Consider the following 13,235-nt stretch of genomic DNA (forward strand, 5'->3'; position numbering starts at 1 on the left):
CCCAAAACCCAGAACCCAAAACACAAAACCCAAAACCCAAAACCCAAAACCCAAAACCCAAAACCGTGCGGGAGGGTATCTGCCTCGCTTCCCCCAAAAGCGCCCAACAAAAAACCCGACACTAGGCCGGGTTTTTCATGCCGGGAGTCTTGCGACTCCAGGTTGTTGCGCGGATCAGGCAGCCTTGATGGCTTTGATGCGTGCAGTCAAACGGCTCTTATGACGCGCAGCCTTGTTCTTGTGAATCAGGCCACGGGCGCTGAAACGGTCGAGGATCGGCTGGGCGACGGCAAAGGCTGCCTCGGCGCCAGCGGCGTCGTTGGCATCCAGAGCCTTGATCACCTTCTTGACGGCGGTGCGCAGCATCGAACGCTGAGCCGTGTTGCGCGCGTTGCGCACAACGGTCTGCTTGGCGCGCTTCTTGGCGGACTTGATATTGGCCACAGTGGTGGTTTCCTGAAAATCGATGTGGTGGGAACAGCAAGCATGCAAGTATGATGGCTGACTGAAAGAACGTCAAGTCAAGTTGTCAAGAGGAAGATGCATGAGCGGTCGTTTGCTCAAATCCACTGCCGTATTCAGTTCCATGACGTTCCTGTCACGTATCAGCGGATTGATCCGCGACCAAGTTTACGCCCATGTGTTCGGTGCCAGCGCGGCAATGGACGCTTTTGTGGTCGCGTTCAGGATTCCCAACTTCATGCGCCGCCTTTCCGCCGAGGGTTCATTCTCGATGGCTTTCGTGCCGGTATTGGCCGAGTACAAGGCCAATGGTGACCACGCGGCGGTCAAGGCGCTGGTAGACCGGGTTGCCGGCGTGCTGACTGCCTCGCTGCTGGTGATGACAGCCGCGGCCATCCTGCTGGCGCCCTGGCTGATGCGGGTGTTCGCGCCAGGCTTCGCGCCGGGTAGCGAGCAGGCCGAGCTGGCTACCTTGATGCTGCAGATCACCTTCCCTTACGCGCTGTTCATCTCGCTGGCGTCGCTGGTAGGCGGGGTGCTCAACAGTTACCAGAAGTTCGCCGTACCCGCGCTTTCACCGATCCTGCTCAACATCTCGATGATCGCCGCGGCACTTTGCCTGGTGCCGCATATGAAGGCCTGGGGCTATGAGCCGGTGCTGGCCTTGGCCTGGGGCGTGTTCGTGGCGGGCATCCTGCAGCTTGCCTTCCAGTTGCCATCATTGGCGAAGCTGGGGCTGTTGCCGCGGCCCAGGTTGGATCTTGCCCATGCCGGCGTGCGCAAGATCATGAAGCTGATGGTGCCGACGCTGTTCGGCTCTTCGGTGGCCCAGGTGAACCTGCTGTTCAATACGCTGGCGGCCTCGATGTTGATGGGCGGCAGCGTGACTTGGCTGTATTACAGCGATCGGCTGCTGGAGTTCCCGCTGGGCATGTTCGGGGTGGCCATCGGCACCGTGATCCTGCCGCATCTGTCCAGCCGCCACGCCAGTTCGGATCCGGAAGGCTATTCAAAGGGCCTGGATTGGGGGTTCCGACTGTGCCTGCTGATTGGTGTGCCGGCCTGCATCGGGCTGGTGCTGTGCGCGCAGCCGCTGCTGGCAACCCTGTTCCAGTACGGTCGCTTTTCCGAGCAGGACATGCGCATGAGCAGCCTGAGCCTGATGGCGCAGTCGCTGGCCGTGCCGGCCTTCCTGCTGGTCAAGGTGTTGGCGCCGGCCTTCTACTCGCGCCAGGACACGCGCACGCCGGTAAAGGCGGCGGTGGCATCCATCTTGATCAACATCATCTGCACGGTGCTGCTGTTCGTCGCTATGTTCTCCTTCAGCCCGATGGGTCAGGCCGCACTGGTCGCGGCCGATGGGCAGTGGCTGGAGGCACTCAAGAAGGTGGAAGGGGCGCATGCCCTGCTTGCCCTGGCCATTGCGATCGCCGGTTGGGCCAATGCCCTGCAGTTGTGGTGGTATCTGCGCAGGGCGCGGGTATACCAGCTCCAGCCCGGCTGGGGGCGGTTCCTGCTGCAATTGACCGTGGCCAGCGTACTTATGCTGGCTGCCGTGGTGGCGCTGCGCCTGTTCTGGTCGGATTGGACGGCCTGGGCTTGGTGGGAACGTGGTTGGCGTCTGGCGGTGCTGGTGGGAAGTGGCGGCGCGGTCTATGCCGCCGGTCTGCTGCTGATGGGCTACCGGCCACGTGAACTGCGCGGCCAGTAAGCCGACAGCGTGGCCGGCCCCGTTATACTTCAGGGCTACACACGACAGAACCGGCCCGCATGGGCCGGATCCGGATGGAATGAGCAGGCTTTTTAGAGACGTCGAAGGCGGGGTGTTGTTCCCGCAGGGAAGCGTGGTCTGCATTGGTGCCTTCGATGGCCTGCACCTGGGCCATCGGGCGCTGGTGCGCCACGCAGTCGCCCGTGCCCGCGCCTTGGGTGTGCCAGCCGTGGCCTTGGGCTTCGAGCCGCTGCCGCGCGAGTTCTTCGCCAAGGACAACCCGCCGCCGCGCTTGATGCTGGCCCGTGACAAGGTCGCCACCCTGCGCGAGCTGGGGGTCGACAGCGTCGGCCTGCTGCGCTTTGACGCCAAGATGGCGGCGATCACCGCCGAGGATTTCGTCCGCGACATGCTGGTCCGTCGGCTGGGTGCGCGCGAAGTCTGGATCGGTCCCAAGTTCCATTTCGGCAACCGCCGTGGCGGCGATATCGCGCTGCTGCAGGCGATGGGCGCCGAGCTGGGCTTCGTCGCTGGCGAGATCGAGCCGGTGCACCTGAACGGCGAGCGGATTTCCAGCACCCGTATCCGCGAACTGATCGTGGCCGGCGAGTTCGCCCATGCCGGCGAGTTGCTGGGGCGACCGTATGCGATCGGCGGCCGGGTCGTACGTGGGCGCCAGCTCGGCCGCACCCTGGGCTTCCCTACCGCCAACTTGCGTTTCCCGAAAACACCCGCACTTTCTGGTATCTACGCTACGTGGGTGCACGGCGTGTTCGAGCAGCCATGGCCGTCGGTGTCGAGCTTCGGCACGCGCCCCACGGTTGAAGGTGTGGAGCCGCTGCTTGAGGCACATCTGTTCGACTTCAACGGCGACCTGTACGGCCGTCATATCGAAGTGGAATTTGTTGCCAAGCTGCGGGATGAAGAGAAGTTCAACGATCTGCCGGCGTTGACCGAGCAGATGCACCGCGACGCAGAGCAAGCGCGTCGCATCCTCAACGAACACAGATTGCGAGCTACCGCGTGAGCCAGGATTACAAAGCCACCCTCCATCTGCCAGCAACGGAATTCCCGATGCGCGGCGACCTGCCCAAGCGCGAGCCGGGCATCCTGGCACGGTGGGAAGAGCAGGGCATTTACGCGCAGCTTCGTGAGAATGCGAAGGGCCGCCCGCTGTTCGTGCTGCACGACGGCCCGCCGTATGCCAATGGCCAGATCCACCTGGGCCATGCGGTCAACAAGATCCTCAAGGACATCATCGTCAAGTCGCGCTACATCGACGGCTTCGATGCGCCCTACGTGCCGGGCTGGGATTGCCACGGCCTGCCGATCGAAATCGCGGTCGAGAAGAAGTGGGGCAAGGTCGGCGTCAAGCTTGATGCCGAGCAGTTCCGGCAGAAGTGCCGCGAGTACGCCGAAGAGCAGATCAACCTGCAGCGCGCTGATTTCAAACGCCTGGGTGTGATCGGCGATTGGGAAAACCCGTACAAGACGCTGAGCTTCGACTTCGAGGCCAATGAAATCCGTGCGCTGGCCAAGATCGTCGCCAACGGTCACTTGGTGCGCGGCGCCAAGCCGGTGCATTGGTGCTTCGACTGCGGCTCGGCGCTGGCTGAAGCTGAAATCGAATACCAGGACAAGACCTCGCCGGCCATCGACGTGGCTTACGCCGCGCGCGACTCCAAGACGCTGGCTGCCAGCTTCGGTGTCGAGCTGCCGGCCGGTGTGGAAGTAGCGGTGCCGATCTGGACTACCACGCCGTGGACGCTGCCGGCTTCGCTGGCGGTGTCGCTGGGTGCGGACATCGAATACGCGCTGGTCGAAGGCCCAGCCCACAACGGCCAGCCGCGCTGGCTGGTGCTGGCCTCTGCGCTGGCTGAGCGCTCGCTGGGCCGCTACGGCGTGGCCGACGTGGTCGTGCATGGCCATGCCAAGGGTTCGGCGCTGGAAAACCAGCTGCTGGCACACCCGTTCTATGCCAACCGCGACATCCCGCTGCTCAACGGCGAGCACGTGTCCGATGCCGACGGTACCGGTGCGGTGCATACCGCGCCTGGCCACGGTCAGGAAGATTTCGCGGTCAGCCAGCAGTACGGGCTGATGGACAAGTACAACGCTGGCCAGATCAATCCGATCGACGGCGGCGGTGTGTACCTGCCGTCGACGCCGCCGGCTGGCACCGTTGAACTGGCCGGCCAGCACCTGTGGAAAGCACAGCCGCTGATCGTCGAAGTGCTGCGCGAAAGCGGCGCACTGCTGGCCTTCTTCGAGATCCAGCACAGCTATCCGCATTGCTGGCGTCACCGCAAGCCGGTCGTGTTCCGTGCCACCCCGCAGTGGTTCATTTCGATGGACAAGGCCAATCTGCGCGACGACGCGATGGCCGCTATCGACAACGTGGGCTGGTTCCCGAGCTGGGGCAAGGCGCGTATCAGCAGCATGGTCGACGGTCGTCCGGACTGGTGCATCAGCCGCCAGCGCACCTGGGGTGTGCCGATCGCATTGTTCACCCACCGCGAAACCGGCGAGCCGCACCCGCGCAGCGTCGAATTGATGCAGCAGGTGGCCGACCGCGTGGAGCAGGCCGGCATCGACGTCTGGTATTCGCTGGACGCCACCGAGCTGCTCGGCGATGAAGCCGCCCAGTACGAAAAGGTCACCGACATCCTCGATGTCTGGTTCGACTCCGGCGTTACCCATGAAGGCGTGCTGCTGGCACGTGGCTATGGCAAGCCGGCCGACCTGTACCTGGAAGGCTCCGATCAGCACCGCGGCTGGTTCCAGTCCTCGCTGCTGACCGGCGTGGCCATCGACAAGCACGCGCCGTACAAGCAGTGCCTCACCCACGGCTTCACCGTGGACGAGCACGGCCGCAAGATGTCCAAGTCGCTGGGCAACGGCATCGAGCCGCAGGAAATCATGCGCACCCTGGGCGCGGACATCCTGCGCCTGTGGATCGCCTCGGCCGATTACAGCAATGAGATGTCGCTGTCGCAGGAAATCCTCAAGCGCAATGCCGATGCCTACCGTCGTCTGCGTAACACCGCGCGCTTCCTGCTCGGCAACCTGGACGGCTTCGACCCGGCCCAGCATCTGGTGGCATTGCCGGACATGGTCGCCCTGGACCGCTGGATCGTGCATCGCGCGTTCGAGCTGCAGGAGAAGATCAAGGCCGCCTACGCCAACTACAACATGGCCGAGATCGTGCAGCTGCTGTTGAACTTCTGCAGCGTCGATCTGGGCTCGTTGTACCTGGACGTGACCAAGGACCGCCTGTACACGATGCAGGAAGATTCACGCGGCCGTCGTTCGGCGCAGACGGCGATGTTCCACATCGCCGAAGCGTTCGTGCGTTGGGTTGCGCCGATCCTGACCTTCACCGCTGAAGAGCTGTGGGGCTACCTGCCGGGCAAGCGCGTCGACAACGTGCTGTTCTCCACCTGGTATGACGGCCTGGCGCCGTTGCCGGCCGATGCACAGTTGAACGCTACTGATTTCGATCAGCTGCTTGCATTGCGCGAGCAGGTCTCCAAGGTGCTGGAGCCGATGCGTGCCAATGGCGCCATTGGTGCCGCGCTGGAAGCGGAGATCACCGTCGCTGCCAACGAAGAGCAGGCCGCACGCTGGCAGCCGCTGGCCGAGGAGCTGCGCTTCCTGTTCATCAGTGGCGATGTCAGCGTGCGCCCGGCGACCACCGACGAGGTGTTTGTCAGCGCGCAGCCGACCGACAAGTCCAAGTGCGTGCGTTGCTGGCATTACCGTGCCGATGTCGGCTCGGTGGAAGCGCATCCGGAGCTGTGCGGCCGTTGCGTGAGCAATATCGACGGCGTCGGCGAAGACCGTCGCTGGTTCTAAGCAAGGCATCAGGCGAAGCGGATGAGAAATCTCTCATCCGCTTCATCGCAGTCCACTACAGGCGTATTACATGCAAGCAAAGGCTGTTAAACCCAATGCGTTGATCTATCTGCTGGTGTCCGTGGTCGTGATTGGCCTGGACCAGTGGAGCAAGGCCTGGGTGCTGTCCAGCCTGCCCGAGTTCACCCCGGTGCCGGTGATCGACGGTTTTTGGAACTGGTACCGCACCTATAACACCGGCGCGGCATTCAGCTTCCTCAGCGATGCCGGTGGCTGGCAGTTGTGGTTCTTCACCTTCCTGGCCATCGCAATCAGCGGCCTGATGGCGTTCTGGCTGTCGCGCACGCCGCGCGCCAACTGGCGCAGCGCGTTGCCGTATGCGCTGGTGATCGGTGGTGCCATCGGCAACGTCATCGACCGCCAGATTCATGGTCACGTGGTTGATTTCATTCAGTGGTATATCGGTGACCATTACTGGCCGTCGTTCAACATCGCCGATGCGGCGATTGTGGGTGGCGCCATCGGTATTGCCTTGATGGGCCTGCTTGATGGCAAGGCCGAGAAGAAGGCCGGATGATTCCGGCACCTGTTCCCGCATTAGCGACCGTCAGCGGTCGGAGTCGTTGAAGATGGACGTATTGCTCGCCAATCCCCGTGGTTTCTGTGCCGGTGTAGACCGCGCCATCGAGATCGTCAAACGCGCCATCGAAACCCTCGGCGCGCCGATCTACGTGCGTCATGAAGTGGTGCACAACCGCTTCGTGGTGGATGACCTGAAGGCGCGCGGCGCCATCTTCGTTGAAGAACTCGATGAAGTGCCGGACGGCAATACCGTCATTTTCAGTGCGCATGGTGTATCGCAGGCGGTGCGCGTCGAAGCTGATCGCCGTGGCCTGAAAGTATTCGACGCCACCTGTCCGCTGGTGACCAAGGTGCATCTGGAAGTCGCTCGCCATTGCCGCGCTGGTCGCGATGTGGTGCTGATCGGGCACGAAGGCCATCCCGAAGTGGAAGGCACCATGGGCCAGTGGAACCGCGAGAACGGGAAGGGCAACATCTATCTGGTCGAGAGTGTTGAAGACGTGGAAGCGCTGCAGGTATCGCAGCCGGAAAACTTCGCCTTCACCACCCAGACCACCTTGTCGGTGGATGACACCCGCGCGGTGATCGACGCGCTGCGCAAGCATTTCCCGATGGTGCAGGGGCCGAAGAACGACGACATCTGCTACGCCACGCAGAACCGTCAGGATGCGGTGCGTGACCTGGCCACGCAGTGTGATCTGGTGCTGGTGGTGGGTTCGCCGAACAGCTCCAACTCCAACCGTCTCAGCGAGCTTGCACGTCGTGAAGGTGTGGAGTCCTATCTGATTGACGGTGCCGACGAGATCGACCCGCAGTGGGTGATTGGCAAGCAGCATATCGGCCTGACCGCCGGCGCATCGGCACCGCAGGTGCTGGTGGATGGTGTCATCGCGCGACTGCGCGAGCTGGGCGCTGGTAGCGTTCGTGAAACCGGCGGCGAGCCGGAGACCATGGTGTTTGCGCTGCCCAAGGAGCTGCGGCTGCGTCTGGTTGACTGAGAGTCAGCGCGAAGTGATTAAAAAAGCCGGCCCTGTGGGTCGGCTTATTTGTTCATGGTGGCGGCAAGGCAAGGGCATCCAGGGTTTTGAAAAGTCCACTTGTACGCTGGACGAAGAAATCAATGAAGACGCGCACCCGTGGCACCTGTGCCGACATCGGTGGCCATACCAGGAAGATGCCGGTTGGTGCGATGGCATGGTTGCGCAGCACTTCCCGTAGTTGGCCGTTGGCTATCTCCTCGCGCACCATGTAGTCGGGCAGCTGTACGATGCCGAGGCCGGCCAAGGCTGCGCTCGCCAATGCGCCCGCATCGTTGAGTGTGAAATCCGGAGTGTGCGGCTTCGGGATGGACTGGCCCTGGAATCGCCATGGTTCCATTCGTTCGCTGTCGCGGTGGCGATAGTAGAGACAGCAATGACAGGCAAGATCGGCGGGGGCGGCGGGTATGCCGTGCTCCGCGAGATACGCTGGCGAGGCACAGGTGACCAGCGCGTACGACCCCAGGCGGCGTGCCTGCAGGCTGGAATCCTCAAGTTCTCCGGCCCACAGCGCCAGGTCATGGCCTTCCTCGATGATGTCGGGCCGGTGCGCATCAAGGCTGAGCACGACGTTGACCTCCGGGTAGCGGGTGTGGAAGTCGGGCAGCGCAGGCAACAGGAATTTGTGCCCCAGGATGGTGTTGGCGGTGATTTTCAAGCGGCGCCTGGCTGTGCGTTGTCGCAGGTGCAATTCACGCTCCGCTTCCTGCAGATCCTTCAATACCTTGTCGGCGTAGTGGTACAGCACCTGGCCTTCGCCGGTGAGTGCGAGCGAGCGGGTGGTGCGGTTGAGCAGGCGCGTGCCTAGGCGCAGTTCCAGCCGCTCGACCGCTTTGCCCACTGCAGACGCGGACAAGCCGAGTTGCCGCCCCGCCGCGGAAAAGCTGCCGGCGCGTACGGCGGAGGCGAATGCGATCAAGCCATTCAGTGATTCCAGCGATGACAGGACTGAGGACATTTGTTCCTGAGTGTGAAGACCCGTGCACGGATTCCGCCCGCGCCGGGTTCGGTCGAGGATCTTCGCCATGGTCCCGTTGCCGACCGCGTGTGCATCAATGCGTTTGCAGGCAACGGGAGGTGGCGTGAAGGGTTTGCTGCAAGGAGGTGTTCGCCATGGCTACTCGGCAAAAATACGCGGGTACAGGCGTACAGGTGCATGGTGACAGTGCGCATGCGGTGGCTGTCTCGGGTGACTCTCACTATGACGTGGTGATTGTCGGTGGCGGTTCGGCCGGTGCGGTAATGGCGAGCCGACTCAGCGAGGACTTGTTCCGGCGCGTGCTGTTGATCGAGGCGGGGCAGGCCTATGCGCCGGACACCTATCCTGATGTGGTGCGCCTGCAGCACATCATCGGTGGCGATACCGCACACGACTGGGGCTTCTCGGCTGAGCCCAATATCTATGGCGCGGCGATGCCGGTGCCGCGCGGCAAGGTGCTGGGTGGTTGTTCGGCGGTCAATGCGGGTGTGGCGATGCGCGCGCCCGCAGGTGACTTCGAGCGCTGGACCGCAGCCGGGCTTGAACACTGGACTGCGCAGGATGTATTGCCGTTCTTCCAACGCAGCGAGCGCACCGTGCATGGTGACGATGCCTTCCATGGGCGAAGTGGGCCGTGGCCGATCCACTACCTGCAGGACGATGAAGTCTCGGATATGCAGCGTGCTTTTGTCGCGTCCGCTGTACAGGCAGGTTTCGCGAAGGTGACTGACTTCAACAGCGATCAACCGTTCGGTGTTGACCCTTACCCGATGAATAACCGGATGGGGCAGCGGCTGAATACAGGCATGACCTATCTAACCCTCGATGTGCGGATGCGCCCCAACCTGTGCATTCGCAGCCAGACCCTGGTTGACCGGATCGGGTTTGATGGTCGCCGCGCAGCTGCGGTGGTGCTGGCCGATGGTCAGCGCATCGAAGCCGACAACATCGTGTTGAGTGCGGGTACCTACGGCACGGCAGCGGTGCTGCTGCGTTCCGGCATTGGTCCCGCCAATGATCTGCTGGAACTGGATATTGATGTGGTCGCCAATCTGCCGGTCGGCCAGCGACTGCAGGAGCACCCCTTCTTCTACACCACCTGGGCGGCGCGTCCGGACCTGCTTGGTCTGCCGGTGCCACCCGTGGGGGCGATTCTGTGGGCGCAGTCATCCAGGACGGCTGCCAATGTCGGTGACTTCCACGTATCGGCAGTGCACTACGGTGATCCGCAGGCGTCGCCCACCGGCGCCATCTTCATGTTGGCGTTGGCGCTGACCCGGCCGAGCTCGCGGGGCACAGTGAGGCTGCGCTCGCGGGTGGCCGATGTGGCGCCAGTCATCGCGCTCAATCTGTTGACCGATGTGCAGGATCGGCAGTTGATGGTGGAGGGCATCGAACTGATCAGGCGCATTGCCAGGCAGGGACCGCTGGCGGCAATGATTGCCGAGGAAATGGTGCCTGGTGCGCTGTCGAGCTCGTACCAGGAGTTGGAAGCTGCGTTGCCGATGGCCCTGGATATCTACCACCATCCCACTTCCACCGCGCCGATGGGCGGTGCCTACGATGCACATGCGGTACTCGATTACCAAGGGCGTGTGCGCGGCATAGATGGCCTGCGCGTGGCCGACGCCTCGGCGTTCCCGGATGTTCCCTGCGTGGCCACCAACCCGACGGTGATCATGTTGGCTGAGCGTATCAGCCAATGGATGCGGGATGCAGACAGCTGATGTGGCGCACCGAGCTCGCGCAGCGATGGAAACGTACCGCGCTGATCTGGCTGGCGGTGTATCCAACTGTGCTGACGGTATTGAGTCTGCTTGGCCCGTATTTCCGGCATTGGCCGCTGCCACTGCGGGTTATGGGATCGACGCTGATCATCGTGCCGATCGTGGTCAACGTCAGCGCGCCGTTGGTGCAGGTGCTGGTATCAGCGGCGCGTCGCTGCTGGACGCCAGACAAGGAACGGCCGGCAGGTCATGACTAGTCAATGTGTGGAGTTACCATGAGCGATGCAAGCAGATCACCAGAGCAACTGCGCCGGGCAGCCAACTGGATCAATGGCATTCCGCGCTTTGATGGTGTGCTCAAGGATTCGATAAATCCGGCTACGTACGAGGTGATTGGTAGCTACCCGGACAACGGTCGTGCGGCGGCGATGGCAGCGGTGTCCGCGGCATCGCAGGCCTTCGAGCAGACCTTGTGGGCGCACGACCATGAACTGCGCGCACGGGTGCTGGAACAGCTGGCGCAGGCATTCGAGCGCAACCGTGACCGGCTGGCGGAGATCCTGTCGTTGGAGAACGGCAAAATCACTGCCGAGGCCGCGTTCGAGCTGGACATGGTGCCCAGCAAGCTAAGCTATTCGGCGGCGACGGCGATGCTGGAAGCGGGCCGCTCGCTGCGGCCAAAACCCGGCCGGCTGTCGATGATCCTACGCCAACCCATGGGTGTGGCGGCAGTGATCGCGCCGTGGAATTCGCCCGTGGTACTGACCATCCGTTCATTGGCGCCAGCGCTGGCTGCGGGCTGCACTACGGTGATCAAGTTGCCTTCGCAGGTAGCGCAGACCGCCAGCACCATGGCCAAGATCATGGCTGAGGCCGAGTCCTTGCCGCGAGGGGTGATCAATCTGTTCTTTGAAAGTGGCCCCGAAGGTTCCAGCTATCTGGTGGATACACCACAGGTGCCGGTGGTGAGCTTTACCGGCTCCACCCGCACCGGCCGGGCGATCAGCAGCACCGGCGCAAAACATCTCAAGCGCTTTGGCATGGAGCTGGGCGGCAAGACGCCGATGATCCTGTTTGAAGACGCCGATCTGGGCCAGGCGCTACCGGTGATTGAAAAAGCGCTGACGGTATTCAGTGGCCAGTTCTGCATGACCGGTTCGCGGCTGTTGGTGCATGACCGCATCTACGAGGCGGTGCGCGATGGCGTGGGTGCTCGCCTGCGCATGGTCAAGGTTGGGCCTGCGGCCGACCCGAGCAGCGACATGGGACCTCTGATCGACCGCGCAAATGTGGAGCGGGTGGATGCAGTGGTGCAGGAAGCGATCAGTTCCGGTGCGATCGTGGTTGAACGTGGTGGCCCCATTACTACCGGCCCGCTGCGCAAGGGTGCGTTCTTCCGCCCGGCCTTGCTGGAAGTGTTCGACAACGCGCTGCCAATCATCCAGCAGGAAACCTTCGGCCCAGTGCTCACCATTCAGCGCTTCAGCGATGAGGCACAGGCGATCCGCCTGGCCAACGACAACGAGTATGGATTGGCCGCCAGCGTATGGACGCGCGACGTGGACCGCGCACTACGTGTAGCCGAGGCACTCGATGCCGGCTCGGTCTGGATCAACGACTGGGCGCGGGTGTTTGACGGCACGGAGGAGGGTGGATTCAAACAATCAGGGCTGGGGCGGCTCAATGGTTTGGCTGCGCTGGAAGATTTCCTCGAATACAAACACATCGCGCTGCACCCAGGTCTGGTAGAGCGCTGAACAGCGCCGCACGTCCGTGAGCTGAGTTTGTTGCCACGGTGCTGCGGCGCGAGGACATGGCAATGGCGACAGATATGTCGCAGGCGTTGTTCGCTGCCCTGCAGTTCGGGGCAAAAGTTGCGGCCGGTGGCCGAGTGAATCATGCGCGCGGCCTGCTGGTGGAAGGCCACTTCCGCGCCACCTCAACCGCACCGCAGTTCTGTATGGCTGCGGTGTTCGGCGGCGAGGATATGCGTGTGCTGGCGCGCTTCTCCAGCTCCGGGGCCAATCCGCATATCGACCAGCGCAGCCCCGCTGGCGAACCGCGCGGACTGGCGCTGCGGATCGGCAACAAGGCGGCGATGGTGCTGGTCGGTCATTCGCTCGAAGGTTTCCCGGCCGGTGATCCCGAAGCATTTCTCGTCTTTTTGAACGCGCTGAACCAACGTGAGCGCTCGCCAGCGATGTTGGCGGCACAGATGGCCGGCTGCCCGGCGGTGGCGCATTTCGAGGAATTGCGTGCGGGCGCAGTGGCCAGCAGCTTCAGCGCCATGGATTACCACATGCTGCATGCCTACCGGTTGATCGCCACGGACGGACACGCACGCATCGGCCGTCTCAGTGTGCGCGCGACCAAGCCTTACGTTGCCCGCGCACCGCCAGATGGCCCGGACTATCTGGACAAGCGCTTGCGCGGCGAGCTGTCCAAAGGCAGCGTGGTGTTCGCCCTGCTGTTCACTCCGGTACCCGAAGGCGAGGACCCGGCCGACATAACCCGCAGCTGGGATCCCGCCTCGCCATCGTTCGCACTGGGCCATATATGGTTGGAGCGGCTGCTGCCGCAACAGGCCAGTCAGCGAAAAAATGGCCTTCGACCCTGCGCTGTTGCCCGCGGGGATGGGCTTTGCTGGTGACCCGATGCTGCATGCGCGGTTGCGGGCGTATCGGTTGGCGGCGGCGCGGCGGTTGGGGAGGTAGCGGGCGGCGTGGATCACGGACCGTGGCTGTTCCCGTAATCTGGTTGGGCCGCCTCCCCGGGCAGGCGCGCTGGCGGCCCGGTGATGGCTGTCCCGGGCCTCCGGGCAATCACATGCAACGGGTGGATTGACCGCAGCTCCTGCCTTTGCCTACAATTCGCGCCTTCGC

At 63.1% G+C, this 13,235-nt stretch carries 11 protein-coding genes; 9 read left to right on the forward strand and 2 right to left on the reverse strand.

Features of this window, described 5'->3' with window-relative positions; genetic code table 11:
- Positions 1 to 174: 174 nt before the first annotated feature.
- On the reverse strand, positions 175 to 444 hold the full coding sequence (gene rpsT / locus ACVOLS_RS14175; protein ID WP_057629708.1) for a 30S ribosomal protein S20: 270 nt from the start codon (positions 442 to 444) through the stop codon (positions 175 to 177).
- Between the two features lie 100 nt (positions 445 to 544).
- Between rpsT and murJ the strand changes: the two genes are divergently transcribed.
- The 5 genes from murJ (at position 545) to ispH (ending at position 7,608) form a co-directional block, all read left to right on the forward strand.
- The gene (murJ, locus tag ACVOLS_RS14180) at positions 545 to 2,173 is read left to right on the forward strand and encodes a murein biosynthesis integral membrane protein MurJ (RefSeq protein WP_481546129.1); all 1,629 of its coding nucleotides are present in this window, start codon (positions 545 to 547) and stop codon (positions 2,171 to 2,173) included.
- A 79-nt stretch (positions 2,174 to 2,252) separates the two neighbouring features.
- On the forward strand, positions 2,253 to 3,200 hold the full coding sequence (locus ACVOLS_RS14185) for a bifunctional riboflavin kinase/FAD synthetase (RefSeq protein ID WP_303747036.1): 948 nt from the start codon (positions 2,253 to 2,255) through the stop codon (positions 3,198 to 3,200).
- Complete coding sequence (ileS, locus tag ACVOLS_RS14190; RefSeq protein ID WP_481546130.1) at positions 3,197 to 6,028, forward strand: isoleucine--tRNA ligase; 2,832 nt, start codon at positions 3,197 to 3,199, stop codon at positions 6,026 to 6,028. The genes ACVOLS_RS14185 and ileS overlap by 4 nt, the downstream gene beginning before the upstream one ends.
- Positions 6,029 to 6,098: 70 nt before the next feature.
- Positions 6,099 to 6,605 carry a signal peptidase II gene (lspA, locus tag ACVOLS_RS14195; RefSeq protein WP_303747034.1) on the forward strand — a complete coding sequence of 169 codons (507 nt, stop codon included), beginning with the start codon at positions 6,099 to 6,101 and terminating at the stop codon, positions 6,603 to 6,605.
- Positions 6,606 to 6,657: 52 nt separating this feature from the next.
- Positions 6,658 to 7,608 (forward strand): 4-hydroxy-3-methylbut-2-enyl diphosphate reductase, encoded by a 951-nt coding sequence (gene ispH, locus ACVOLS_RS14200; protein ID WP_481546131.1) that lies wholly within the window; start codon positions 6,658 to 6,660, stop codon positions 7,606 to 7,608.
- A 52-nt stretch (positions 7,609 to 7,660) separates the two neighbouring features.
- Here ispH and ACVOLS_RS14205 read toward each other — a convergent pair whose 3' ends face one another.
- Positions 7,661 to 8,674: a LysR family transcriptional regulator gene (locus tag ACVOLS_RS14205; protein WP_481546132.1), complete on the reverse strand. Its 1,014-nt coding sequence runs from the start codon at positions 8,672 to 8,674 to the stop codon at positions 7,661 to 7,663.
- Between the two features lie 86 nt (positions 8,675 to 8,760).
- On the opposite strand from ACVOLS_RS14205, the gene ACVOLS_RS14210 reads away from it, so the two are divergent.
- The 4 genes from ACVOLS_RS14210 (at position 8,761) to ACVOLS_RS14225 (ending at position 13,003) form a co-directional block, all read left to right on the forward strand.
- A complete protein-coding gene (locus tag ACVOLS_RS14210; protein ID WP_481546133.1) occupies positions 8,761 to 10,353 on the forward strand; it encodes a GMC family oxidoreductase in 1,593 nt (530 codons plus the stop codon).
- On the forward strand, positions 10,353 to 10,610 hold the full coding sequence (locus ACVOLS_RS14215) for a hypothetical protein (protein ID WP_481546134.1): 258 nt from the start codon (positions 10,353 to 10,355) through the stop codon (positions 10,608 to 10,610). The genes ACVOLS_RS14210 and ACVOLS_RS14215 overlap by 1 nt, the downstream gene beginning before the upstream one ends.
- Positions 10,611 to 10,628: 18 nt before the next feature.
- A complete protein-coding gene (locus tag ACVOLS_RS14220) occupies positions 10,629 to 12,110 on the forward strand; it encodes an aldehyde dehydrogenase family protein (RefSeq protein ID WP_481546135.1) in 1,482 nt (493 codons plus the stop codon).
- Between the two features lie 62 nt (positions 12,111 to 12,172).
- Positions 12,173 to 13,003, forward strand: a complete 831-nt coding sequence (locus ACVOLS_RS14225) for a catalase (RefSeq protein WP_481546136.1) — start codon at positions 12,173 to 12,175, stop codon at positions 13,001 to 13,003.
- The last annotated feature ends 232 nt before the right edge of the window (positions 13,004 to 13,235 follow it).

This window comes from Stenotrophomonas sp. STEN038 (genome assembly GCF_056759895.1).